The organism is Streptomyces sp. NPDC006309, from assembly GCF_040613095.1.
Classification (GTDB): domain Bacteria; phylum Actinomycetota; class Actinomycetes; order Streptomycetales; family Streptomycetaceae; genus Streptomyces.
The window spans coordinates 221,987-245,658 of sequence record NZ_JBEXRO010000002.1; the positions used below are offsets into that span (position 1 = coordinate 221,987).

Genomic DNA, 23,672 nt, shown 5'->3' on the forward strand with positions numbered 1-23,672 from the left:
CCGGCCCCCACCGCCCGGTCACCGTGCGCCGGTCAGCCGTCCAGGGCGAAGACGGAGCCCGTACGCGCGTTCATCACGCACGCACTGGTGTACGTCTGCTGGAAGTCGACCGCCCGGCCGTTCCAGTGCCCGCGCGCGTGGGTGGTCACCGGGGCGTAGATCATCGGGCAGAACACCTCCTTGGCGGGGATACGGCCGACGTCGCCGTCGGCGGCGTCCAGTTCGGCGCACGCGTCGGCCGCGTGGGCGTGCCCCTGCGGCGGGTCGCACAGCAGTACGGTGCCGCGCGTGTCGCCGGACCGGGCGTCACCCCTGGTGATCGTCAGGTAGAGCCAGTTGTCCGGGCGGATGTCGCGGGAGGCGGCGTGGGCCGGGCCGGCGGTGAGGAGGCCGGCGGCGGCCAGCAGGGCGCCGGCCGCCGCTGCCGCTCTGGTGAGGTAGGTCATGTCCGTTGCATCGGCACGGCGGCCCGTCTTCCGCAGTCCGGCTCACCCGATCGGTGCGGTACGCACGCCTCGACGGACGTAAGTTCGAACGCGTCCGGCCAGGGGGACTCAGCCCGTGGCGAGGCGGTACGCGATCCTGCCGAAAGCGACCTGGTCGCCCTCGCGGACGACGACCGACCCGATGACCCGGCGGCCGTTGACGGTGGTGCCGTTGGTGGATCCCAGGTCCCTGAGGATCCACAGGCCGCCCCGGTGGCGGAGCTCGGCGTGCACGCGGGAGACCGTCTCGTGGTTCAGGCGCAGCCCGTTCGCGGGGTCGCGGCCGATGCGCAGCGGATGGGTGTGCGCCGGGTGCGGCAGCAGCAGCTTGGGCAGCCGCTCGGCCTGCCAGGCCCGGCGCAGCCGTACGGTGAACCCGGACACGGCCTCCACGGAGCCGAGGACCGCGCGGGAGAAGCGGTTCTCCCGGGGCAGGTCGGCGACGAGCACGGCCAGTTCGTCGGACCGGCGGGCCACGAGCGCCAGTTCCATGCGGCGCACGAACGTGTCGTGCGAGAGCCGGCCCACGGCGACGCCGTCACGCAGCACCTGGAGCGCCTTGTCGCGCTCCGCGTCGGACGGACGCGCCGGGTAGGTGGAGAACTCGAAGGACGACGTCACGAGGGTGATTGTCGGGCAGTGGACCCCGGGTGTCCAGAAGACGCGGGACGGGTGCCGGGACAGGGGTACTTCCACGACACCCGCCGGGAAACGGAGGATTCGCAGGCGGACCGGTCATGCGGAACGGCACGATGGGAACGCGGGACATCACGGTGGCAGACGCACCGACACAGGTAGACGAAGGGGAACCGTCCGTGCAGTTCGAGGTGTGGGCACCGCAGGCAGACCGAGTGACGCTCCATTGCGAGGGCAGCACGCGCGCGTTGACGCGTGACCCCGGGCGCCCCGGCTGGTGGACGGGTGAGGCGGAGGCCGGGGACGGCGCGCGGTACGGCTTCGCGCTGGACGACGGCCCCGTGCTGCCGGACCCGCGTTCCCGCCGCCAGCCCGACGGCCCGGACGGGCTGAGCGCGGTCGTGGACCACGGGCGGTACGCGTGGCGGACCGAGTGGGCGGGGCGCGGGCTGCCGGGTGCGGTCCTGTACGAGCTGCACGTGGGCACGTACACCCGCGAGGGCACGCTGGACGCCGCCGCCGAGCGGCTGGAGCACCTGGTGGAACTCGGCGTGACCCACGTGGAGTTGATGCCCCTGTGTCCGTTCCCGGGGCGGCACGGCTGGGGGTACGAGGGGGTGTCGCTGTGGGCGGTGCACGAGCCGTACGGCGGCCCGGAGGCCCTGAAGCGGTTCGTCGACCGCGCGCACGCCCTCGGACTGGGCGTCGTCCTGGACGTCGTACACAACCATCTGGGCCCGTCGGGCAACTATCTGCCGCTGTTCGGGCCCTACTTCACGGACACGCACACCACACCGTGGGGCTCGGCGGTGAACCTGGACGCGCCCGGCTCGGACGAGGTGCGTGCGTTCCTCCTGGGCAGCGCGCTGGCCTGGCTGCGGGACTACCGGCTCGACGGGCTGCGGCTGGACGCCGTGCACGCGCTGTACGACACGCGCGCGAGTCACTTCCTCGAGGAGCTGTCGGCGGCCGTCGACGGACTCGCCGGGGAACTGGGCCGGCCGCTGTTCCTGGTCGCCGAATCCGACCTGAACAACCCCCGGTTCATCACCCCGCGCACGGAGCACGGCCTCGGACTGCACGCGCAGTGGAACGACGACTTCCACCACGCCCTGCACACCACGCTGACCGGCGAGTCCCAGGGTTACTACGCCGACTTCGCGCGTGAGCCGTTCGCCGCGCTCGCCAAGACCCTCACCGGGGGCTACTTCCACGACGGGACGTACTCCAGCTTCCGGGGCCGCCACCACGGCCGCCCGCTGGACCGCGCGCGCGTGGGCGGGCACCGGCTGCTCGGCTACAGCCAGACCCACGACCAGGTCGGCAACCGCGCCCAGGGCGACCGGCTCGCCGCCCACCTCTCCCCCGGCCTGCTGGCCTGCGCGGCCACGCTCACGCTGACCGCACCCTTCACCCCGATGCTGTTCATGGGCGAGGAGTGGGCGGCGGGCACGCCGTGGCAGTTCTTCACCGACCACACCGACCCGGAGCTGGCCGAGGCGGTACGGCGGGGCAGGCGGCGGGAGTTCGCGGAGCACGGCTGGGCCGAGGAGGACGTACCCGACCCGCAGGACCCGGCGACCCGGGAGCGGTCCTGCCTGGACTGGTCGGAGCCGGAACGCGAGCCCCACGCGCGCGTGCTGGCCTGGTACCGGCAGCTGATCGCGCTGCGCCGCGCCCAGCCCGACCTCACGGACCCGGATCTCGCCGACACCAAGGTGGCCTACGACACGGAGGCCCGCTGGCTCGCCTTCCGGCGCGGGGACGTACGGGTGGCGGTGAACCTGGGCAAGGAAGCGGCGGCGATCCCGCTGGGCACCGGCCGGGTGGAGGTCCTCGCGGCCTGGGCCCGGGTGGAGGAGCCGGGGCCGGACGGACTGCTCCAGGTGCCCGGGGAGTCCTGCGTGGTGCTGACACAGCCCTGAGCGGACCCCGGCGGCTCGCTCAGAGCTCCGTCCCGTCCTCCTGGAGGTCCGTCACGCGCTCCAGCAGGATCGGCTCCCAGACGCGCCCCAGCTGGATCCGCAGCAGCGGCAGGGAGCCGTCCGTGCGGCCTTGCAGGCGGCCGGTGAGGCGCAGGACGGTGTCGCAGCGGGCGAGCCACAGGCCGCGCAGACAGGGGCGGGCGCCGTAACCGGCCAGGGTGGCGGCGCGGACGGCCGCCGGGGAGCCCACGGCGAGAGCGAGTCCGGCGATGTCCTCGGCGGGGTCGCCCACGGTGGCCGCGGTCCAGTCCAGAATGCCGCGCACCCGGCCGTCGGCGCTGACCAGCACGTGCGCGCCGGTCAGCCCGTGATGGGTGAGGACGGCGGTGCCGGCCTGCGCGGCCAGCTGGGCCGCGCCGGCCGGGGTGAGCTGGTGCAGCCGGGCGGCGTCGAACTCGTCCGCCTCGGCGAGCCGTTCGGCCGCGTGCACGGCCATCCGGCGCAGCGCCTCCAGCGAGCGCGGCGCGGTCCGCGGCACCCCCTGTGCCTCCGCCTGGCGCACGGGGACCGCGCGCAGTCCGCCGAGCAGCCCGGCGAGGTCGGCCTCGCCGACGGCGGAGACGTCGTAGGTGTCGGCGGTGCCGCCGGGCAGCCTGGTGTCGAGGGTGTAGGCGAGGCCGGGCGCCCAGTCGCCGTGGGCGACGCCGGCCGGGACGGCGACGGGCAGGTGCGGCCGGACCAGGTCGCGCAGCCGCAGCTCCCGGCGGCGGCGCACGGAGGCCTCACGGTCGGGCGCGAGCCGCAGCACATACCGGCCGCCGACCCACCAGGTGTAGTCCCGGTCCTCCGACACGGGCCGCACCTCCGGTCCCCCGGTGCCGTCACCGCCGTCCTTGAGCAGCGAGCGGACCAGTCGGCGGACGGTGTCCGCGGTGGGTGTCGGTGCCTGGGTCATGGATCGCGCGTCGCCGTTCCGGGTGGGGTCGAGGGGTCTCCAGGTGCTCTCAGTCCACTATGACCATCTCACGTGTGGTGTTGTTGAGGCGGCGGCCGCCGTCCTCGGTGACCGTGACGATGTCCTCGATGCGCACCCCGAAGCGGCCGGGCAGGTAGATGCCGGGCTCCACGGAGAAGCACATGCCGGGTACCAGGGGCTGTTCCTCGCCCTCGATCATGTACGGCGGCTCGTGTGTGGTGACGCCGATGCCGTGCCCCGTACGGTGGATGAAGTACGCGCCGTATCCGGCGTCGGTGATCACCGCGCGGGCGGCGCGGTCGACGTCCTGGCAGGCCGCGCCGGGGCGTACGCCCCGGAAGCCGGCCTCCTGGGCGGCGCGCACGACGTCGTGGACGCGGCGTTCCTCCGCGGTCGGCTCGCCGACGTGCACCGTGCGGGTGGTGTCGGAGCCGTAGCCGTCCTTCAGGCCGCCGAAGTCGAGGACGACCATGTCTCCGTCGCGGATGACGCGGTCGCCGACCTCGTGGTGCGGGTTGGCGCCGTTGGGGCCGGAGCCGACGATGGTGAAGTCAACCTGGGAGTGGCCGAAGCGGCGCAGCAGGCCGGCGAGGTCCTGGCCGACGTCCGACTCGCGGCGGCCGGCGAAGGGGACCTTCCGGATCTCCTCGAACGTCGCGTCGGCAGCGGCGCCGGCGGCGGCCAGGAGTTCCAGCTCGGCCGTGTCCTTGACGGCGCGCAGCATGGGCAGGGCGTCGGTGAGGGAGGCGTACGAGGTGCCGGGGAGCGTCCGTTGGAAGCCCAGCAGGTGCATCGCCCAGGTGTTGTCGCTGATGCCGAACCGGCCGTCGCCGTCGAGGAGGGCGGCGGTGACGGCGTAGGGGTCCGTGCCGTCGGTCCAGTCGCGCAGGGTCAGCGCGCCGACGCCCACCGCGTGCTCGGCGTCCGGGGCCTCCAGCGTGGGCACGACGAACACGGGGTCCCGGCCGGGGGCGAGGACCAGCACGGTGAGCCGTTCGGTGACCGCGGTGGGCGTGTAGCCGGTGAGCCACACCATGTCCGGTCCGGGGGCCACCAGCAGCCCCGCGAGACCGGCGTCGGCGGCGGAGCGCACGGCGCGCTCCATGCGGGCCGTGTGGTCGGCGGCGGTGAAGGGCGCGGGCGGGGAAACGGTCATCCGGGCCTCCGGGCGCGGGCGGGGAAACGGGGCGTGGGCGTCTCGGTGAGCATCCTGCCCGCCCGGACGGACGCACGCGAGCCGGTCACGGGGACCGGCATCCCGACGCAGCCCCGACGGGTCAAGCGGACCGGCATCCCGCCCGAGCCAGCACGGCCGGGCACGGCAACCGGTCTCCCGCCGGGGGCATCGGGGCTGTCGTGGCCGGTGGGGCAGGAGATGTCCATGGGTTCCCGGCGCGGCAAGGCAGCCGTCAGCCCGGTCAGGTCAGGTCACCACCGCGGGGACCACCGTGAGCCGCTGGTAGCCGCCGCTGCTGTGGCGCACGGTGAGCGGCACCGCCTTTCCGGGGTCGGCCCGGACGACCGCCCGGGCTAGGTCGGCGGCGCTGTCGACGCGGTGCGTGCCGAACTCGAGGACGACGTCCCCGCGGATCAGGCCCGCCGAGTAGCCGGGACCGGGCACGTGCACGCCCACCACCATGGCACCCGGCTTCCGGGTGTCCACGGCCTCCACCCCGAGGGATGCCGCGGCCGGCGCCTGAGCGGGGCCCGGGCCGGCCGCGGAAGTGGCCGTGGCCGAAGGCGCGTACGGCCGGGTCTCGCCCTGTGCCTCGGCGAGTCTGCTCATACCGATCACCGTGGCGCCGACCGTGCCGAGGCCGACACCGGCCAGCACCAGCAGCGTGCCGGCGCCGACGCTCAGCAGCAGGGGCCGCAGCCGCCGGCCGCGCCGGCGCGCGGCATGCGGGCGGCGGGTGGCGCCGGGCGTGCCGCTCGCGCGCCCGGCCTGGCCCGGCATGGGCTTGGGACGCAACGCAGTCTGTTCCATGGTTCGCTCGCCTCCGGCTGGTGCTCTACCCGCGTGGCCGGGCCGCGACGAGACACGAACGAGTGAGACTGGCCGGAGGGTGGCGGAGGGGAGCCATGGCGGCCGCCTTCCGCGGGTGGTTCCTCAGCCCGTGTGGCCCTCCCCATGGCCGCCGTGCGCCCCGCCGTGGTCGAACTTCAGGGCCTCGGGCGGCATGACGACGAAGGGCCGCATCATGCCCATGTCCTCGTGCTCCAGCAGATGACAGTGGTACATGAACCGGCCGTACGCGCCGTCGAAGCGGCCCATGACCCGCAGCATCTGGGCGCCCGGCACCCGGAAGACGTCCTTGTGGCCCCGCTCGTTGGGCGCGAGCGGGATCGTCCGGCCCGTGTCGTAGCGGATCGGGGTGCGGGTGCCGCCCGCCGCCGGGTCGAAGCCCGAGACGTCGTAGGCGTCCCGGCCCAGCAGCTGGAAGTCGGCCAGGTGGATGTGCATGGGGTGCACGATGGGCGCGAGGTTGAGGAAGCTCCACTGCTCGTAGCTGCCCTCGGCGACGGTGAAGCCGAGGCCGTCGTTGAACGTCCGGGCGGTGCGCCGGTACGTCCTCGTGGTGCCGTCGGGGCCGGTGACCTGGACGATGCCCTCGGCCGGGAGCCGCAGGCCGGCCGTGCTCAGGACCTCGGTCATCTCCCAGATCTCCGGGTGGCCGCCGGCGCCCTTGGTGGCGGGCGGGGTGAGCAGGATCAGGCGGTGGCCGTGCGGGATGTCGTGGCCGAGGCGGCGGAAGGAGCCGGAGAGCACCTCGGGCAGTTCGAAGGTGTCCTGCTCGCAGCTCTCCCGGACCCGGAACTCCAGCACGGCCGGGAAGGGCACGTCTCCGGCCGGGTCGGGCACGCCGGCCGGCTGGTTGACGCCCTTGTTCACCAGGCGCAGGGTCCGCCCGGCCAGGGCGCGGAAGTCGACCAGCAGGTCGAACCGCTCGGCCGGCGCGGCGGTCAGGGCGGGCAGTTCCTCGTCGAAGTCGACCGGGACCGGGCGTGGCAGCAGGCCGCCGTCGCTGCCGATCTGGTGGACGGTCCCCGGCACCGGCTCGCCGTCCTCGTCGATGAGGACGAGTTCGAAGATGCGCGCGTTGGAGGCGTTGACCAGCCGGAAGCGGTACCAGGCCGGGTCGACGTCGGCGTAGGGCCAGATGCGGCCGTTGACCGTGGTGTACGGGCCGGTGAACGGTATGGAGACCGGCTTTCCGGTCTCCGGGTTGCGGTCCTGGACGATCACCGTCTTGTGCAGCAGCCGTCCGTTGAGCCGGCCGTCCTCGTCGGTGTCGAGGTTGCGGTCGGCGATGAGCAGCGGGATCTCCCGCTCGCCGGAGGGCAGGTGGAGGGCGTCCTCCTCGTCGTCACGGACGAGGTAGGTGCCGTACAGGCCCGCCATCACGTTCCACCGGGTGATGTTCATCGCGTGGTCGTGGTACCACCACTGCACCGCCTGGTGGTCGTTCGGGTACTCCGACAGCTGGGCGTCGCCGTGGCCGACGGCGTTGTCCGGCCAGCCGTCGTTGCCGCCGCCCGTCTGCGCGCCGTGCAGATGGGTCACCGACCAGGCGGGCAGGGCGGCGACGTCCTTGTCCGGTTCCGCGCCCTCGCGGCCGGGCTCGGTGGTGGCCTGGGGCCGGCCGTCCGTGCGCAGCTTCACCTCCACCGAGGTGACCGGGTACTCGCTGTCCCTCGGTATGCGGTTGGTCCAGGCGATGCGGACGCGCTGCCCGCGCCGGACCTCGATGGTCGGGCCCGGGACATGGCCGCCGTACCCCCACATCAGGGTGGGCGGCAGCTGCGGGTGCAGACGCACCCAGGCCGGGCGCAGGGCGATCTCGGTCTCGCGCAGGACGTCGTCCGCCGCCGGCCGCAGGACCGGCGGGACCGTCAACGGCGCGACGTACGGCGTGAGTTCGCTCGCCGCCGGTGCCTGCACGTCCGCGGTCGCCGTGGTGGGCCTTTCGATGATCTCGGTCAAGATCGGACACCCCCGTGTGTTCTGCTGTCTGTTGCTCCCCTTACTTCACAAGACTCCCGAGGGCGCACCGAAGTTCCCTGAATGCCCGGTTCCGCACGAAAAGATTCGGTGGCCGTCAGCCGCGCGGCAGGGCGGGCACGGCGGGGGCGCGGTCGGGCAGGAAGCCGTGGGTGCGGCTGCCGAGCCATCCGGCCTTGTAGCGGTCGACCTCCCGGTGCCAGTTGAGGATGCCGGCCAGCCAGTTCTTCAGGTCGAGGACGTAGCCGTCCATGGTGGCCCTCGCCTCCCCGGACAGGCCGAAGTCGTCGTAGAGGACGGGGAGTTCGTGCGCGATCACGTGTTCGAACTGCCGCATGCGCTGGGTCATCAGGTCGTGGACGACGCCGAGTGCGGTCGGATAGTCCACGCCGAAGAAGTTCTGTACGACCAGGATCGCGTTGTGGATCTCGCCCTCGTACTCGATCTCCTTCTGGTACGAGAAGACGTCGTTGAGCAGGCAGGCGTAGTCGATGGCCGAGTTCTCCAGGGAGCGCACCGGGCCGCTGGCGTACACCTCGGCGGGGATCGCGGGGCCGTGGCCCATCCGGCACATGCTCAGGGTGAGGTCCGAGCCGAACGTGGAGCGTCGCATCTCCAGGTAGTCGACGGGGTCGGGGATGCGGTTGAACAGCTGGTTGGACACCTCCCAGACCCAGCTCTCGGTCATGGTGTCCACGGAGGCCCTCAGGGTGCGCCGCTGATCGGCGGTCATCCCGGCCGTCGTACGGGCCCACAGGTCGGCCAGGGCCCGCTCCATGGCGTTGGCGGGGGCCGGGGCGGGCTCGCCGTCGACGGGCATGCACAGGGAGAGCCGGGCGGTGGTCAGCCGGGCGGCGGCGAGGTCCCGGCGGTGGCCGTAGACCAGCGGGTAGTAGTCGTCGCCGTAGGTGCCGAAGGCGAGCCACTGCGCGCTGAGGTCGAGGGCCTCGGGCGTGGCGTCCGGGTCCAGGCCGGCGGAGCACAGCGCGAGGTCGTACGCGGCGAGCTTGTCCAGGTCCCAGACGCCCTCCTGGAGGATGCCCGTCCGGTGGCACCAGTCGACGAGGTGGTCGCGGGAGCGGTCCAGGTGGGGGCTGAGCTGCACCTCGAAGGGCATGTGGAGGTCGGGGACGAGGGAGGGGCCGACCTTCTGGAAGGGCACGTGCGCGTGGGCGCGCAGGCGCTCCCGGGCGGCCGGGGCGAGCAGCGCGCCGATGTCGGCGGCCGAGGTGCCGGGGCCGGCCGGGATGTGCCACGGCGGGGCGGGGCGCGCGCCCTTGTTCATGTAGCGGCTGGAGCGCAGGTGCCATTCGTGGCCGCCGGACTGCCAGTCCTGGAGTCCCTTGGTGTAGGCGGCGACCGCGGCGAGTTCGGCGGGGGTGAGTCCATTCTCCAGGGCGACGGCGGGGACCTCGGTGAGCGCGGTGTGCTCGAACTGGTGCAGCCGGGAGGTGAGGACGTCGTTGACGGTGTCGGCGGCCTCCTGCGTGGTGCAGCCGAAGAACTTCTCCAGGACGAGGACGCCGTTGCTGTTCTCGCCCTCGTCCTCGACCTCGCGCTGGTAGGAGAACAGGTCGTTGCGCAGGTGGACGGCGTCGGAGAACGTCTCCATGAGAACGCGCAGCGGCCGGGTGCCTGCGACGGCGGCGGGCACCTCGGCGGTCGCGTACTCCACGAGCCCGGCGGACCAGGGCGCTCCGCCCACCTTGCGGCGCATCTCGATGTACTCGACGGGGTTGGCGATCCGCCCCTCGTCGATGTTGGACAGCTCCCACATCGACTCGTTGAGCAGGTGCTCGGTGGCGACGGAGAAGCGGCGGCGCCAGTCCGCGGACATGGCCGGCACCGTACGCGCCCACAGGTCCTTCAGGCCCGCCTCGACCGGGTTCTCCGGCTCGGGCACCGGGGTGGCGGGGTCGAGCGGCATGAACAGCGGCAGGCGGTCCAGGTGGGCCTTGCCGGCGGCGCGGTCGGGGGTGCGCTTGAACATGTCCAGGAAGTGGTCGTCGAAGAAGAACACCCACACGTACCAGTCGGTGATCAGCGAGAGAGCGGGTCCGTCGCAGTCGGGGTGGGTATAGGCGCACAGGAGCCCGTAGTCATGTGCCTCCAGGTCGGCCTGCTGCCAGATCCCGGAGCCTTCCAGCATGCCCATCTCGCGTGCCCACCCGGTCGAGTGGGCCCGGGCCTCGTCCAGGTGCGGATTGAGGCGCGCCGGGTACGGCATGTAGAAGCGCGGGAGGTGAAACGGCTGCGTCATGGCCGGGCCCTACCCGCGGTCCCGGAGCCCCATCCATCCGGCCGTACATGATCACACCATCGCGTGAACCACCCGAGAAACGCGGAATTCCGTGCGCCGAACGGTCCCGTGCGCGCCCGCGCCGGGCCGGCACGGCGCACGACGGCGTCACGTCACCGCCGTCGTGCGCCGTCCGCCGGGTCGGCCTGGATGAGCGCGTGCGTCCCGCTCGTCCGCCAGCGCTGCCCCTCGGCGGCCACCAGCGCGGCCTCGGTCGCGGCGGTCAGGCCGGTGATGACCTCGGACTTCAGGGTGCGCAGCGCGGCGACCGGGCCGGGGAAGTACGCGGTCGTCTCCCGGAAGGGCGTGGTGGGCGGCCAGAACCGGTCGCCCACCAGACGGCGGTAGTTGAGGTCGCCCTTGACGACGGTCAGGGTGGCCGCCGCGAACTCGGCGCGCAGGTCGTCCGGCATGTCGGCGTACGGCAGCGGGGCGCAGGAGAAGGGGTGGGCGCGGACGGTGAGGCGACCGTCGGCCATGGCGGACCACAGCACGCGCCCGTACTCGCCCGCCGCGCCGGGGGCCGTGCGCAGCCGGTGCAGGGCGTCGACCACGTCGGCGGTGGTGGCGTCGGAGACGTAGTAGGGGTACGGCTTGACGTGCAGGACGGCCCGCGCGGTCCGGCCCTCGGCGAGGAGGTGGGCGATCAGCAGGAGATCGGGGAGGAGTTCGCGGCCGGCGTTGTCCGCGACCAGCACCAGTGTGCCGGTGCCGGTGGGCGGCAGCAGCGACCACAGGATCTCGCTGTCGTCGGCGACCAGGGCGGGGACCGGCTGCCGGGTTCCGGCGTCCGCAGCGGAGAGCCGGAAGCCGAGGTCGGCGCGGTTTCCCCACAGTGAGCCGTGCAGCAGGGCGCGCGCCCGCTCCTCCTCGGGCAGGTCCCGCAGGCCGTCCAGGGCGGCCAGTTCCCCGTCGGTCTCGGGGGCGTCGAGTTCGGCGCGCTTGAACGGGCGGAAGGGGTCGATGCCCTGCCAGGCGCCCGGGCCGGTGTGACCGACGGCGTCGAGGAGCCGGCGGTAGAAGTAGCTCTCGGACCACAGCCACGGCACGTCGTACCAGGAACGGCCGATGGCGGCGGACAGGCCCCAGGCGTCCCAGCGGTCCCGGTCCGGGGCGTCGGCGGGCAGCGGCCCGACGGTGCCCTCGGTGCAGTTCCTCAGCAGCTCGTCCAGCGCCGTGTGCTGCGCGGGGCCGTACGGGAAGGCGTCCCGTACCTGCCGGATGATCGCGGGGTGCCGCTCGGCCAGCACGCTGTGCGGGAACGAGCCGGGCTCGTCACCGCGGATCACGGGTGCGAAGGGGGTGTCGGGCATGTCCGTCACCGTACCGCCCGGGTCAGGCGGCTCTGATCTCCCGCTCCAGCTGGGTGGCGAGGGTGACGTAGCGGGGGCGGCGGTGCACGGGGACGAGGCCCCGGATCATCAGGTGCCACATCTCGGCGACCCGGCGCGGGAGCCGTCCGATCGGTTCGAGGGAGCGGCCGGCGACCCGGGTGCCGATGAAGAAGCAGACGAGGGAGTGGGCGACGGCACCGACGTCGAGTTCGCCGTGCACGTCGGACTCCCGCACGGCTCCGCCGAACTTGCGCGTGGCGTACTCCAGCCATTCGGTGAACGGGTGCCGCAGCGGCGGCCGTACGGCGATGTCCGCGGTGGCGAGGCGGAGTCCGGCGCGCGGCACCGGGTCCTCCACCGCGAGCCGGGCGATGCCGAACGTCGTGCGCATCAGGGACTCCAGGGAGGAGCAGCCGCGGCTCTCCACGTCGGCCACGACCCGTTGGGCGGCCCTGGCCTGGAGTTCCAGGATGGCGTGCGCGAGGTCCTCCTTGGCGGCGAAGTGGAAGTACAGGGCACCCTTGGTGACCTTCGCGTGTGCGACGATGTCGCTCAGGCTGGTGGTCTCGTAGCCCTGCCGGTCGAACAGGTCGGCGGCGGCCGTGATGATGGTTGCCCGGGTTTGCTCGGCGCGTAACTGCCTTGCCATCGTGGGACCCCTCCTCGCGCTGCGAACGAACGGGACATGCGGTTTGTTTTAACCCCTTGCATACGATAACTCACCGAACGGCAACGGAAGTCCGGCGTCCCGGCCCCTGGGCGGGACACGTGTCAACGGCTCCGGGCGCTGGCCGCCGCGCCCATGATCGCCACCATACGAGGCGGGTGGCGCGCCGCTCAACGAGATCTCGGAGCAGGCGCGAAACAGCGGGACCGGTCGGTGCTTTCACGCCCCTCCCGTCCCGCCCGGGAGCCCCGGTGAACGGGGCGGGCGCCTGCGCCGTACTGGACGCCGCAGCCCCCGATTCCCGTACTCGCCGAGGAGACGTCCCCGATGACCCGGATGACCGTCCGTCTGAGTGTCAGGGTGGCCGCCGCGGCGGCGCCGCTCCTGCTCCTGCCGTTGGCGGCGGGGCCGGCGCGGGCGCACGGCGCCCCCACGGATCCGGTCAGCCGGGTCTACGCGTGCTCCCCGGAGGGCGGCAGCGTCACGCGGTCGGCGGCCTGCCGGGCCGCGGTCGCGGCCAACGGCGCGCCGTTCACCGCGTGGGACAACCTGCGGGTGGCGGGGGTGTCGGGCCGTGACCGGCGGGTGATTCCGGACGGCCGGCTGTGCAGCGGCAACCTGCCGGCGTACCGGGGGCTGGACCTGGCCCGGCCGGACTGGCCGGCGACGCGGCTGACGCCGGGGGCCCGGCTGACACTGACGTACGCGTCGACCATCGCGCACACCGGCACGTTCCGGTTGTATCTGACCCGGCCGGGCTACGACCCCGCGAAGCCGCTGGCCTGGTCCGACCTGCCGGAGCGGCCCTTCGCCGAGGTCACCGACCCACCGCTGCGCGACGGCGCCTACCACATCGGCGCGACGCTGCCGGCGGACCGGACGGGTCGGCAGGTCCTCTACACGGTCTGGCAGAACAGCAGCACGCCGGACACCTACTACTCGTGTTCCGACGTGGTGTTCCCGGGGCGTGCGAAAGCCGCCGGCGCGGTCACCGGCAGAACACCGGACGCGACGGCTCCGGCGTCGTCGCGCCCGCGGCCCGCACGGACGGCGGGTTCACCGCCGACGGGCTCGGCTGCCGCGCACGGGCGGCAGAACGGGCGCCCCGAGGCCGCCGCGGGTGACGGGTCGCCGGTGGTGGACGCCACCCGCGACGGCTCGGGGGTCCCGGCGCCGCTGCTCGCGGGCGGCGCCGCCGCGGTGCTGTTGCTCACCGGGGGCGCCGCCCTCGCTCTGCGGCTGCGACGACGCTGACCGAGATGCTACGACGCGTTAGTTGACGTAGACCCGCACGCCCGCGTCGGTGACGGGCGCGTACTTCGCCGTGAAGAAGCCGTTGGCGAAGCAGAGCGACGAGCCGGAGAACTTCGTGAACTGCTGGTTGGTGAAGGTGATGCTGCTGTCGGCGTTGCCGGACTTGCCGGTCAGGCCGGGCGCACGGTAGACGCAGGTGACGCTGCCCAGCAGGGTGCGCAGCTTGACCGTGGCCTGGATGACGGAGCCGCTCGGGGGTGTGACGGTGAGGGTGCCGTCGGAGGCGACCGTCGCCGCGTAGGGCAGGTTGTCGATGGTGATGCCGTTGACCCCGAGCACGCCGGTGACGTTGCTGGTGCAGGTCGAGCTGTCGAAGGTGTGCGCGGTGACGGACTCGGTGGCCGTGCCGGGGGCGGCCGGGTTGCCGGTGACCTTGGCGGTGAACTGGGACCCCGTGCACTTGACGCCGCTGGTGCCGGTCGCGCTGGAGTAGAACGTGGCCGACGTGCCGGAGGCCAGGGGCGCCGTGAGGGTGTCGCCGACCGCGACCGCGGTGCCGCCGGCGCTGCCGGTGGTGAGGACCGCGCCGGCCGCGGAGGCCGGGGTGGCCGCCGCGAGAGCGAGTGCGGTGGCGGTGCCGGCGAGGGCGAGGAGGGAGCGCTTGCGCATGCGAGTGCCTCTCTTCAATGAGTGGGGGGACAGCTGAGGTGAGGTGGGGGGTGGAGCGGTGCGGGGGTGCCGCCGGCGCGGGGCCGTTGCGCCTTCTCCGTACACGACGGACCGGCGACGGCGGCGGACCGGACACGGCCGGAGGCCTCGGGGGAAGACCTCCGGCCGCACCGGCGAAAGGGGCGGCCGGCACGGAACCACAAGGGGGAACGACCGTGACGGAGCCGCGCTGCGAGGGGATCGGTTGCCGTGACAGGGCCGGGAACGCGGCCGGTCCGCGTGGCGGACGCGGCGGACACCGCGCCGGGACCCGGCTGGTGCCGCTTGCTGGATCCGGCGCCACGGATCCGTGGAAACAGAGGCAGTTGTAGACCTGATGGTTCGTCAACGTCAAGGTGTAGGCGCCGAGTTGTGCCAGGCGGAGGCGGTCCGCGCACATCCGGCACCCTTTTTTCACATCTCCCTTGACCCTTCAATGTAACCGGCGGTAACTTCCTCGAAAGGCTACTGCCGCGTAACCAGAAAGCCCTTGCGTCCCCCGGGAGTCGCGAGGAGGCGTACGCGGTTGCCCCTGTCCGCGCCAGGACACCGCGCCACTGAAGCCCACACCGCATTGATCCATGCCCATGGGAGCAGTTATGGCCTCGTCCCCGGACGTTCCGTCCGCCGGCAACACCCCCGAGAATCCGGCAACGGGTTCACCCTCCGACATCCCGGACACCGCCGGAACCGCCACCGGCGGCGAACGGCGGGGCCGCGTCCGGGCCCGCCGGGCGGCGGTGATGGCCGTACCCGCCACGCTGATCGCCGCCGGCCTCGCCGTCCTCACCGCCCAGGGTGCGCTCGGTGTGCAGTTCGCGATCTCCGGCATGCCGTTCACGGTCACCGCGACCGAGCTGAAGGGCACCGGCTTCGAACAGTTCGGCTCGCTCGACAACATGGCGGACGGCAGCCCCAACGCCGGGGACAGCGGCGGCCAGGTGCTGGTCATCACCTCCGCGATCAAGAACGCCACGCTGACCAAGCTGTGCCAGAGCGTCGACCTGGGTGGCACCAACCTGCTGATCAAGGCGGGCGGCGGCAAGGAGAAGGTCAGCGCGCGCGACCTGACCACCGACTCCACCGAGCTGTCGGGTGACGCCTCGTTCGACAACATCGAGATCGGCAACGACGCCAGCACGCTGACCAAGGCGGGCGTCAAGGGACCGATCGGAGTCTTCAGCCAGCAGGCCGACACCGTGCGGATCGCCAACCTCCGGCAGACCAACTACGCGACCACCGCGGGAGTGTTCCGGCTGCCGGGTCTGAAGCTGAGTTTCAGCGACTCGGGTTGCTGATAGCCGTGCCGGACCGTCCACGTCTGGGACCGAGGCCCGCCTTCCACAGGTGGCGGGCCCGCCGGCCGTTCTGGGGCGGACTGCTGCTCGCCCTGGGCGGCGGCGAGATCCTGCTCACCGAGAAGGCCTCGCTGAAGGTCGTGCTGCACATCGGCATGCAGGGCCTGGCGGGCTACCTGCTGCCCGGGCTGATGGTGCTGCTGGGCCTGCTGATCCTCTTCAACCCCTCCCAGCGGCTGTTCTACTCCATCACCGGCGTCCTGCTCTCGCTGGGCACCTGGCTCACCTCCAACCTGGGCGGCTTCTTCGTCGGCCTCCTCCTCGGCGCCACCGGCAGCTGCCTGGCCTTCGGCTGGCTCCCCGACCAGCAGCCCCGCGTCAGCCGCCGCGCACGCCGCAGGCAGGCGAGGACGGCGGCACGGGCGCCGGCACCCGAGGGCGCGGAAGGCGCGACCTGAGGTCCGCCAGGCGCCGGGCCACGACCCGGCGGGACTGTCCCCCGAACAGGTGACCTGGGAACTTCTGCGCCGCGGCCGCGAGTTCACCATGCAGCCGGACGGCGGTGGAACGCCGTGCGGACGAGGCGACGGACGAAGGAGCTACGGCATGGTGTTCAAGAGGCTGCTGGGCGCGCTCGGGGTCGGCGGCCCCTCCGTGGACACGGTGCTGGACAGCGACGCGGCCCTGCCCGGCGGCGCGCTGACGGGCCGGGTACTGGTGCGCGGCGGCGGCGCGTCCGTGGAGGTGGAGCGCGTCGGCCTGGAACTGATCGCGCGCGTGGAAGCCGAGCACGCGGAAGGTGAGAGCGAGGGAACGGTCGTCTTCGAACGGTTCCCGGTCGGCGGCGGCTTCCGGCTCGGCGAGCACGAGGAGCGCGAGCTGCCGTTCAGCGTGCCGCTGCCCTGGGAGACGCCGGTGACCGAGCTGCACGGCCGGCCCCTGGGCATCGTCCTCGGCGTGCGCACGGAGGTCGCGGTGGCCGGCGCCCGGGACAGCGGCGACCTGGATCCGCTCGCCGTGCGTCCCCTCCCGGTGCAGGAGGCCGTGCTGGAGGCCCTGGGCGGGCTGGGCTTCGGTTTCCGTTCGGCCGACCTGGAGTACGGCCGCATCGGCGGCACGGGCCAGCGGCTGCCGTTCTACCAGGAGATCGAGCTGACCCCGCCCCCGCGGTACGCGCACGCGGTGAACGAGATCGAGCTGACCTTCCTCGCCTCCCCCGCGGGCGTCGAGATCGTGCTGGAGGCGGACAAGCGCAGCGGGCTGCTGTCACCGGGGCACGACGCGCTGACCCGGTTCACGGTGCGCCACGAGGACGCGCCGGCCCTGGACTGGCAGGCAGAGGTCAGCGGCTGGATCCACCGGCTCACCGAGCACCGCGACGCCTACGACAGCCACGCGGCGTACGGCCACGACGGGCCGCCCGGAGCCGGTCACGGCTTCGGTCATCCGTCGGGCCCGGGCGTGGGGACGGCCGTGGCCATGGGCGCGGCGGGTCTCGCCGCGGGAGTCGTGGGCGGCATGGTGGCCGCGGAGGTCGTGGACGAGATCGGCGACTTCTTCGAGGACCAGGACGACGGGCAGGACGACGAGGGCTGGGACGACGAGGGCTGAGAGACGCGGGCTGAGAGACGCGGGCCCGCTTCTCCCGGCCGGGGGAAGCGGGCCGGGAGAAGCGGGAGCGCGACGGCGCGGGTGCCCCGGTGCTCCGGGGTACCCGCGCCGTCACCGGCCCGGCCGTGGCCGGCAGTGGTCCGTCAGGCGAGACCGGCGGACTTCAGCCAGGCCTTGGCGACGTCCAGCGGGTCCTTCTTCTGCACCTGCGCCTGGGTGTCCAGGTCCAGCAGGGTCGCGGTGTCCAGCTTGGCCGAGACCGCGTCGAGGGCGTCGACACCCTTCTGCGGCAGGGAGTTCTTGTGGACGAGCGGCTGGACGTTCTCGAAGCCGAAGAGGTTCTTCGGGTCCTGGAGGACGACGAACTTCTCCTTGGAGATGTTCGGGTCGGTGGTGAAGAGGTCCGCGACCTGCACCGCGTCCTTCGACAGCGCCGCCAGCGTGAGCGGGCCGCCCGCGTCCAGCGCCTTGAAGGACTTGAAGTCCAGGCCGTAGACGGACTTCAGGCCCACCAGGCCCTGCTGCCGGGTCTGGAACTCCGGCGAGCCGCCGATGACCAGGTCCTTGGCGATGGCCTTCAGATCGGCGACGGAGGACTTCCGGTTCAGGTGGTACTTCTCGGCGGTGGCCGCGTTGACCGTCACCGAGTCCTTGTTCTGGGCCGGCGCCGGGTTCAGCAGCGTCAGCTTCGGGTCCAGCTTGGCCTTGATGGCGGCCGTGGTCTCCTCGGCGGTCTTCGGCGCGGCCTTCTGGTCGAGGTAGGCCAGCAGCGCGCCGTTGTACTCGGGCAGCACGGTCACGGCGCCGTTCTTGAGCAGCCCGTAGGTGGTCTCGCGGCTGCCGATGTTCGGCTTGTACGTGATGCTGAAGCCCTTGGCCCTGAGGGCCTCGCCGTAGATGTCGGCGAGCAGGGTGCTCTCGGGGAAGTTGTTGGAGCCGACGACGACGCTGTCGCCGCTCGCCTTGTGGTCGGTGAGCGGGTTGCCGCCCTTGTCGTCCGTGGAGGAACAGCCCGCCAGCAGAGCCGTCGCCGCCGCGAGGGCGACCACCGCCGCGCCTCGGTTCCTCCGGATGGACCTGCTGAAGTGGGTCGTGTAAGTCACCAGTCGATCCAATCCAGCCGGTTCTCGGTCAGTCAAGTGCCTCCGATCACCGATTGGCCTCGATCTGCGGCCTGTTGTCCCCGTGTCCGTGCCGCGCGGGGTCGCCGACGGCCCCCGGGCCACCCCGGCTCCCGGGGGACATCGGGTGACCTGCGATGACAGTGGGTGGCCGGCGGTCAGGGCGCGTCGCGTGCCGGACGGTGAGTGCTCAGCCGCTCCGGCGTACGCCCGGGGACACGGTGAGCCGGGCCGCCGCCCAGAACAGGCCGAGGGTCGCGAGGGCCAGTCCGGCGACCAGGGTGGCGCCGCCGACGACCTTGTCGTAGTTCCTCTGGTAGAGGCCGTCGATGATGTACCGGCCGAGGCCGCCGAGGCTGACGTACGCGGCGATGGTGGCGGTGGAGACGATCTGGATGGCCGCCGTGCGCAGTCCGCTCAGGACCAGGGGGAGCGCGACCGGCAGCTCGACCTGGAGCAGCACACGGGTCTCGGACATCCCCATGCCGCGGGCCGCGTCCACCGGGGACGGGTCGACCGAGCGGACCGCCTCGTAGGCGGTCACCAGGATCGGCGGTACGGCGAGCACCACCAGCGGGATCATCACCGGCAGCAGGCCGAAGCCGATCCAGAGGAACATCAGCACCAGCAGGCCGAAGCTGGGCAGGGCGCGCCCGGCGGTGGCGAGGAGGGCGAGCGCGTTGCCGCCGCGCCCGGTGTGGCCGGTGAGCAGGCCGACGGGCAGTCCGATCGCGGCGGCGATCAGGAGCGCTTCCAGCGAGTACCTGAGGTGCTCGGCGAACCGGGTGGGGATGCCGTCGTAGCCGTGCCAGTGGGCGCTGTCGCTGAAGAAGGAGTGCGCGAAGTCCAGAACGTTCACCGGGTGGCACCCTTCCGCGGCATCCAGGGGGTGAGCAGGAGGCGGAGAACGACCAGCACGCCGTCGGCGAGGATGCCCAGCACCGCGATGGTCACGACCGAGTTCACGGCGAGGGCGGGGCGGTGGTAGGTCTGGGCGTCGTAGAGCATGTTGCCGAGGGCGCCCTGGTTGCCGATGAGCATGCCGACGCTGACCAGGGAGATGCTGGAGACGGTCGCCACCCTGAGACCGGCGATGATCGCGGGTACGGCGATGGGCAACTGGATCTGGAAGTAGCGCCGTACGGCCCCGAAGCCCATGGCCTGGGCGGCGGCGAGGGTCTCGGGAGGCACCGAGCGGACACCGTCGACGATCGCCGGGACCAGCACGACCAGGCTGTAGAGGGCGAGCGGGACCATCACGGTCGTCTCGCTCTGCCCGAAGTAGTCGATGAGCACGACGAAGAAGGCCAGCGACGGGATGGCGTAGAGGACGGTGGTGATGCCGAGGACGGGCGGGTACATCCAGCGGAACCGTACGCACAGCTGGGCCACGGGCAGCGAGACGAGCAGTCCGGCCAGCACCGGCAGCAGGGCCTCGCGCAGGTGCAGCCCGACGAGTCCGAGATAGCTGTGCTGGAGGTCGCTGGGGAGGTCGAAGAAGCCGCTCATCACCCGGCGTTCACCTCGGCCCGCTCCGCCGCGCGGTCGTGGGCGGCGCGGATCGCCTCGCCGATGACCTGCTGGGAGACGACGCCGACGGCGTGCCCCTCGCCGTCCACCGCGACCGCCCACCCGGTCGGCGAGAGCACGGCCCCGTCGAGCGCGGTGCGCAGCGAGTCGGTGCCGGGCACGAACGGCCGCCCGTACGGCAGGAGCCGGTCCCGGTCGACGGATCCGGCGGTCAGCCGGTCCGGCTCGCTCCAGCCGAGCGGCCTGCCGTCGGCATCGGTGACGAGGAGCCAGTCGGCCGTGGCCCGGGAGGCGAGTTGCTCGGCGTCCGCGTCGATCGGGACGACGGGCCCGGTGTCCAGCCGCAGTCCCGCGGACGGGAAGAAGGACAGCCGGCGGATGCCGCGGTCGGCGCCGAGGAAGTCCTCCACGAAGGAGTCGGCGGGCGCGCTGAGCAGTTCGGCGGGCGGGGCGAACTGGGCGAGCCGGCCACCGGTGCGCAGCACGGCGACCTTCGTGCCCAGCTTGATCGCCTCGTCGATGTCGTGGGTGACGAAGACGATGGTCTTGGCCAGCTCCTGCTGGATGCGCAGGAGTTCGTCCTGGAGGCCCTTGCGGACGACGGGGTCGACGGCGGAGAACGGTTCGTCCATCAGCAGTACCGGCGGGTCGGCGGCGAGTGCGCGGGCCACGCCGACGCGCTGCTGCTGGCCGCCGGAGAGCTGGTAGGGGTACCGCTTGGCCAGCGCGGAGTCGAGGCCGACCCGCTCCATCAGCTCGGCGGCCCGGGCCCGGGCCTTCCGCTTGTTCCAGCCGAGCAGGCGGGGCACGGTGGCGATGTTGTCGAGGATGGTGCGGTGCTGGAAGAGCCCGGCGTTCTGGATGACGTAACCCATGGACCGGCGCAGGGTGTTGACCGGCTGCCGCCGGATGTCCTGGCCGTCGAGGAGGATGCTGCCCTCGCTGGGCTCCACCATCCGGTTGATCATCCGCAGGGTCGTCGTCTTGCCGCAGCCGGAGGGTCCGACGAGGACGGTGATCGCGCGGTCGGGTATGTCCAGTGACAGCCGGTCGACCGCGACCGTGCCGTCCACGTATCGCTTCGTGACTGCGTCTATCCGTATCAAAACGCCGAACGCCCTTCGGGTTTGGCCGATTTCCGCCCGCTTCCGCCACTTTTCTTCACTGCGCAGGCCGTTGGGCAGCGAGTCTAGACCGCCTGCGCCACCGCGGTCCGGCGGCGGCAGGCGGCCGGGCGGTACGGCGGCGAGGCGGCCGGAACGTCCCGGCCGCCGGGCACGCCGGCCGCGTCAGCCCTCGTGGGGGCTCAGCCGCAGGGAGATGGAGTTGATGCAGTAGCGCTGGTCGGTCGGGGTCGGATACCCCTCGCCCTCGAAGACGTGCCCGAGGTGCGAACCGCAGCGGGCGCACCGCACCTCGGTGCGCACCATGCCGTGGGAGCGGTCCTGCACCAGCTCCACGGCGTCGGTGTCCTTCGGGTCGTAGAAGGACGGCCAGCCGCAGTGCGACGCGAACTTGGTCTCGGAGGTGAACAGCTCGGCACCGCAGGCCCGGCAGGAGTACACGCCCTCGGTCTTCGTGTCCGTGTACTCACCGGTGAAGGCCGGCTCGGTGCCGGCCTGGCGCAGGACGGCGTACTCGGCCGGGTTCAGCTCCGCGCGCCACTGCTCGTCCGGCTTCTCGACGTCGTACGACATCAGTTCTCAGCCCCTTTTCACTGCGACAGGCGGTCCAGGATCAGCGGGCCCAGGTCGGTCACATCACCCGCGCCCATGGTGAGAACGAGATCACCGGGCTTCGCCATTCCCGCGATCACCGCGGGGATCTCCGCCTTGTCGGACACGGCGGTGACGTCGGCGCCCGCCGCGCGCGCGGCCTCGATGATCAGCTCGCTGGTGACACCGGGGATCGGGTCCTCCCGGGCCGGGTAGATGTCCAGGACCACCGAGGCGTCGGCGAGGGCCAGCGCCTGCCCCATCTCCTTGCCCAGTTCCTGGGTGCGGGAGAACAGGTGCGGCTGGAAGACGACGAGGATGCGGGCGTCACCGGCGGCGGCGCGCATGGCCTCCAGGTCTGCGGTCATCTCGGTGGGGTGGTGGGCGTAGGAGTCGATCACCTGCACGCCGGCCGCCTCGCCCTTGAGCTGGAGACGCCGCTTGACGCCGGTGTAGGCGGCGAGCGCGGGCGCCAGCTCGGCGGCCGGGATGCCGAGGGCGGCCCCGGCGGCGAGCGCGGCGACGGCGTTGAGGGCGTAGTGCCGGCCCGGCACGGAGACGGCGAAGGTCAGCTCCTGCCCGTCCAGCACCGCGGTGACCTCGCTCTTCAGCCCCTGCGGGACGATCCTCAGGACGCGCACGTCGGCGTCCTCGGCCTCGCCGTAGGTGACGGTCCGCACCGCGCGCTCGCGGACGCGCCGGGTCAGCTCTCGGGCGCCCTCGTGGTCGGCGGAGACGACCAGGGTGCCGCCCTCGGTGACACGGTCCACGAACGTCTCGAACGACTCGTAGATCTCGTCGATGGAGGCGTAGTTGGCGTGGTGGTCCAGCTCGACGTTGAGGACGATGGCGACCTCGGGGGCGTACTTGTGGAAGCTGCGGTCCGACTCGTCGGCCTCGGCGACGAAGATGTCCCCCTCGCCGTGCAGCGCGTTGGAACCCGGGGCGTCCAGGTCGCCGCCGATGGCGTACGACGGCCGCAGGCCCAGCTCGGTCAGGCAGACCGCCAGCATCGAGGTGGTGGTCGTCTTGCCGTGGGTACCCGCCACGGCGATCGGGCGCAGTCCCAGCATCAGCGCCGCGAGCGCGTCGGAGCGGTGCACCACCGGGATGCCCAGCTCGGCGGCGCGGGCCAGCTCCGGGTTGTCCGTGCGGATCGCCGACGACACGACGACGCAGCTGGCGTCGTCCGCGAGGTGCCCGGCGGCGTGTCCGATGTGCACGGTGACGCCGAGCGCCCGCAGCGCCTGCGCGGTCGCCGAGTCCTTGGCGTCGCTGCCGGCCACCCGCGCCCCGCGCTGCGCGAGGATCTTGGCGATACCCGACATTCCGGCGCCGCCGATGCCGATGAAGTGCGGTCGGTCCATGGCGGCAGGAAGGCCGGGTGCCATGCGTTTCTCCCCAGAGACGGTACGAGCCAGAGTAAGGCCTAGCCTATGCGCTGACGCGCCGGGCGCCGCGCAGGGAGGCGGCCGGGCCTCCCCCGCTCCGCCTACGCCTTGCTGTGCGAGAACAGCTTGAGCACCGGCACGCCCACCTTGTGGCGGGCCTGGGAGGCCCAGTCCCGGTGGAAGAACTCCTCGACGTAGTGGGGGTCGGTCAGCACGATCACCTCGTCGGCGTTCACCTCGGCCACGATCCCCTTCAGCGCCTCCAGCGGATGGTCCTCGACCAGCCGCCCCTGCGCCGTGCCGCCCGCCGAGCGCAGCGCCTGGAGCGACACGTCGAGGGCCTGCTGCCCGACGCTCCTGGCGTCCTGCCCCTCCGGGGTCTCTCTCTCCCGCACCGCCTCGTCGAGTTCGCCGAGCGCGATGTCGTCGATGGCCCGCAGCAGACGGTCCGCCTGGTCGCCGCGCGGCTGGAGCAGCACGTGGAAGGAGACGGGCTCGTCTCCGTGCAGGGTGGTGACGAACTCCACGTCGGCGGACGTCAAGGCCTTCTCGATCATCAGCACGCTTGTGAACACCAGGCGCCTTCTTCCTGCGAGGGCCCGCGGGGCCCGCTGTCCTGCGGGGCCCGGCAGGGCCCCTGCGGAAACCATCCTTCCCCGTGATCGCACGGGTACTGCCGACAAAGTCTGCCCGCCGAGCCAATCGGAACAGCGGATTCC

22 protein-coding genes are annotated in these 23,672 nt (G+C 72.6%); 5 read left to right on the top strand and 17 right to left on the bottom strand.

Annotated features, from left to right (window positions below; all coding sequences use genetic code 11):
- Positions 1-32: 32 nt before the first annotated feature.
- Both ABZ117_RS03550 and ABZ117_RS03555 read right to left on the bottom strand, forming a co-directional pair.
- Positions 33-446 carry an SSI family serine proteinase inhibitor gene (locus ABZ117_RS03550; protein WP_356816974.1) on the bottom strand — a complete coding sequence of 138 codons (414 nt, stop codon included), beginning with the start codon at positions 444-446 and terminating at the stop codon, positions 33-35.
- Positions 447-554: 108 nt separating this feature from the next.
- On the bottom strand, positions 555-1,106 hold the full coding sequence (locus tag ABZ117_RS03555) for a DUF1707 and FHA domain-containing protein (RefSeq protein WP_356816976.1): 552 nt from the start codon (positions 1,104-1,106) through the stop codon (positions 555-557).
- Positions 1,107-1,300: 194 nt separating this feature from the next.
- Between ABZ117_RS03555 and treZ the strand changes: the two genes are divergently transcribed.
- Complete coding sequence (treZ, locus tag ABZ117_RS03560; protein ID WP_356816978.1) at positions 1,301-3,046, top strand: malto-oligosyltrehalose trehalohydrolase; 1,746 nt, start codon at positions 1,301-1,303, stop codon at positions 3,044-3,046.
- Between the two features lie 19 nt (positions 3,047-3,065).
- On the opposite strand, the gene ABZ117_RS03565 is transcribed toward treZ, so the two are convergent.
- From ABZ117_RS03565 to ABZ117_RS03595, 7 genes are all read right to left on the bottom strand, one after another.
- Positions 3,066-4,001 (bottom strand): aminoglycoside phosphotransferase family protein, encoded by a 936-nt coding sequence (locus tag ABZ117_RS03565; RefSeq protein WP_356816980.1) that lies wholly within the window; start codon positions 3,999-4,001, stop codon positions 3,066-3,068.
- Between the two features lie 49 nt (positions 4,002-4,050).
- Positions 4,051-5,178: an aminopeptidase P family protein gene (locus tag ABZ117_RS03570; protein WP_356816982.1), complete on the bottom strand. Its 1,128-nt coding sequence runs from the start codon at positions 5,176-5,178 to the stop codon at positions 4,051-4,053.
- 267 nt (positions 5,179-5,445) lie between these two features.
- Positions 5,446-6,009 (bottom strand): PDZ domain-containing protein, encoded by a 564-nt coding sequence (locus tag ABZ117_RS03575; RefSeq protein ID WP_356816984.1) that lies wholly within the window; start codon positions 6,007-6,009, stop codon positions 5,446-5,448.
- A 123-nt stretch (positions 6,010-6,132) separates the two neighbouring features.
- Positions 6,133-8,007, bottom strand: a complete 1,875-nt coding sequence (gene phsA / locus ABZ117_RS03580; RefSeq protein WP_356816986.1) for an O-aminophenol oxidase PhsA — start codon at positions 8,005-8,007, stop codon at positions 6,133-6,135.
- A gap of 115 nt (positions 8,008-8,122) precedes the next feature.
- A complete protein-coding gene (gene cyc2, locus ABZ117_RS03585; RefSeq protein WP_356816988.1) occupies positions 8,123-10,285 on the bottom strand; it encodes a germacradienol/geosmin synthase Cyc2 in 2,163 nt (720 codons plus the stop codon).
- Positions 10,286-10,437: 152 nt separating this feature from the next.
- Positions 10,438-11,637, bottom strand: a complete 1,200-nt coding sequence (locus ABZ117_RS03590) for a damage-control phosphatase ARMT1 family protein (protein WP_356816990.1) — start codon at positions 11,635-11,637, stop codon at positions 10,438-10,440.
- A 22-nt stretch (positions 11,638-11,659) separates the two neighbouring features.
- Entirely contained in the window at positions 11,660-12,307 is a 648-nt protein-coding gene (locus ABZ117_RS03595) for a ScbR family autoregulator-binding transcription factor (protein WP_356816992.1), read from the bottom strand.
- Between the two features lie 345 nt (positions 12,308-12,652).
- Between ABZ117_RS03595 and ABZ117_RS03600 the strand changes: the two genes are divergently transcribed.
- Positions 12,653-13,579, top strand: a complete 927-nt coding sequence (locus ABZ117_RS03600; RefSeq protein WP_356816994.1) for a lytic polysaccharide monooxygenase — start codon at positions 12,653-12,655, stop codon at positions 13,577-13,579.
- A gap of 18 nt (positions 13,580-13,597) precedes the next feature.
- Here the strand turns inward: ABZ117_RS03600 and ABZ117_RS03605 are convergent, their stop codons facing one another.
- Positions 13,598-14,248 (bottom strand): Tat pathway signal sequence domain protein, encoded by a 651-nt coding sequence (locus tag ABZ117_RS03605; RefSeq protein WP_356816996.1) that lies wholly within the window; start codon positions 14,246-14,248, stop codon positions 13,598-13,600.
- A 638-nt stretch (positions 14,249-14,886) separates the two neighbouring features.
- On the opposite strand from ABZ117_RS03605, the gene ABZ117_RS03610 reads away from it, so the two are divergent.
- From ABZ117_RS03610 to ABZ117_RS03620, 3 genes are all read left to right on the top strand, one after another.
- A complete protein-coding gene (locus ABZ117_RS03610; protein ID WP_356816998.1) occupies positions 14,887-15,585 on the top strand; it encodes a DUF6230 family protein in 699 nt (232 codons plus the stop codon).
- On the top strand, positions 15,579-16,043 hold the full coding sequence (locus ABZ117_RS03615; protein ID WP_356817000.1) for a DUF6114 domain-containing protein: 465 nt from the start codon (positions 15,579-15,581) through the stop codon (positions 16,041-16,043). Before ABZ117_RS03610 ends, ABZ117_RS03615 begins: the two co-directional genes overlap by 7 nt.
- 148 nt (positions 16,044-16,191) lie before the next feature.
- Complete coding sequence (locus tag ABZ117_RS03620; RefSeq protein WP_356817002.1) at positions 16,192-17,196, top strand: sporulation protein; 1,005 nt, start codon at positions 16,192-16,194, stop codon at positions 17,194-17,196.
- A gap of 143 nt (positions 17,197-17,339) precedes the next feature.
- Here ABZ117_RS03620 and ABZ117_RS03625 read toward each other — a convergent pair whose 3' ends face one another.
- From ABZ117_RS03625 to ABZ117_RS03655, 7 genes are all read right to left on the bottom strand, one after another.
- A complete protein-coding gene (locus ABZ117_RS03625) occupies positions 17,340-18,299 on the bottom strand; it encodes an ABC transporter substrate-binding protein (protein WP_356817004.1) in 960 nt (319 codons plus the stop codon).
- Between the two features lie 208 nt (positions 18,300-18,507).
- Positions 18,508-19,176 (bottom strand): ABC transporter permease, encoded by a 669-nt coding sequence (locus ABZ117_RS03630; RefSeq protein ID WP_356817005.1) that lies wholly within the window; start codon positions 19,174-19,176, stop codon positions 18,508-18,510.
- Positions 19,173-19,826, bottom strand: coding sequence for an ABC transporter permease subunit (locus tag ABZ117_RS03635; protein WP_356817007.1), 654 nt, complete (start codon positions 19,824-19,826; stop codon positions 19,173-19,175). Before ABZ117_RS03635 ends, ABZ117_RS03630 begins: the two co-directional genes overlap by 4 nt.
- Positions 19,826-20,953, bottom strand: coding sequence for an ABC transporter ATP-binding protein (locus ABZ117_RS03640; RefSeq protein ID WP_356817009.1), 1,128 nt, complete (start codon positions 20,951-20,953; stop codon positions 19,826-19,828). The genes ABZ117_RS03635 and ABZ117_RS03640 overlap by 1 nt, the downstream gene beginning before the upstream one ends.
- 183 nt (positions 20,954-21,136) lie before the next feature.
- Entirely contained in the window at positions 21,137-21,544 is a 408-nt protein-coding gene (gene msrB / locus ABZ117_RS03645) for a peptide-methionine (R)-S-oxide reductase MsrB (protein ID WP_356817011.1), read from the bottom strand.
- A 17-nt stretch (positions 21,545-21,561) separates the two neighbouring features.
- Entirely contained in the window at positions 21,562-22,953 is a 1,392-nt protein-coding gene (gene murC / locus ABZ117_RS03650; protein WP_356817013.1) for a UDP-N-acetylmuramate--L-alanine ligase, read from the bottom strand.
- 101 nt (positions 22,954-23,054) lie between these two features.
- Positions 23,055-23,528 carry an indole-3-glycerol phosphate synthase gene (locus tag ABZ117_RS03655; RefSeq protein WP_356817014.1) on the bottom strand — a complete coding sequence of 158 codons (474 nt, stop codon included), beginning with the start codon at positions 23,526-23,528 and terminating at the stop codon, positions 23,055-23,057.
- Positions 23,529-23,672: the final 144 nt, after the last annotated feature.

Coding starts and splice junctions, on each gene's coding strand:
- ABZ117_RS03620 (WP_356817002.1), top strand. CDS start 16,192: ATGGTGTTCAAGAGGCTGCTGGGCGCGCTCGGGGTCGGCGGCCCCTCC.
- ABZ117_RS03635 (WP_356817007.1), bottom strand. CDS start 19,826: ATGAGCGGCTTCTTCGACCTCCCCAGCGACCTCCAGCACAGCTATCTC.
- ABZ117_RS03595 (WP_356816992.1), bottom strand. CDS start 12,307: ATGGCAAGGCAGTTACGCGCCGAGCAAACCCGGGCAACCATCATCACG.
- ABZ117_RS03605 (WP_356816996.1), bottom strand. CDS start 14,248: ATGCGCAAGCGCTCCCTCCTCGCCCTCGCCGGCACCGCCACCGCACTC.
- ABZ117_RS03565 (WP_356816980.1), bottom strand. CDS start 4,001: ATGACCCAGGCACCGACACCCACCGCGGACACCGTCCGCCGACTGGTC.
- murC (WP_356817013.1), bottom strand. CDS start 22,953: ATGGCACCCGGCCTTCCTGCCGCCATGGACCGACCGCACTTCATCGGC.
- ABZ117_RS03610 (WP_356816998.1), top strand. CDS start 14,887: ATGGCCTCGTCCCCGGACGTTCCGTCCGCCGGCAACACCCCCGAGAAT.
- msrB (WP_356817011.1), bottom strand. CDS start 21,544: ATGTCGTACGACGTCGAGAAGCCGGACGAGCAGTGGCGCGCGGAGCTG.
- ABZ117_RS03600 (WP_356816994.1), top strand. CDS start 12,653: ATGACCCGGATGACCGTCCGTCTGAGTGTCAGGGTGGCCGCCGCGGCG.
- ABZ117_RS03550 (WP_356816974.1), bottom strand. CDS start 446: ATGACCTACCTCACCAGAGCGGCAGCGGCGGCCGGCGCCCTGCTGGCC.
- cyc2 (WP_356816988.1), bottom strand. CDS start 10,285: ATGACGCAGCCGTTTCACCTCCCGCGCTTCTACATGCCGTACCCGGCG.
- ABZ117_RS03570 (WP_356816982.1), bottom strand. CDS start 5,178: ATGACCGTTTCCCCGCCCGCGCCCTTCACCGCCGCCGACCACACGGCC.
- ABZ117_RS03575 (WP_356816984.1), bottom strand. CDS start 6,009: ATGGAACAGACTGCGTTGCGTCCCAAGCCCATGCCGGGCCAGGCCGGG.
- ABZ117_RS03590 (WP_356816990.1), bottom strand. CDS start 11,637: ATGCCCGACACCCCCTTCGCACCCGTGATCCGCGGTGACGAGCCCGGC.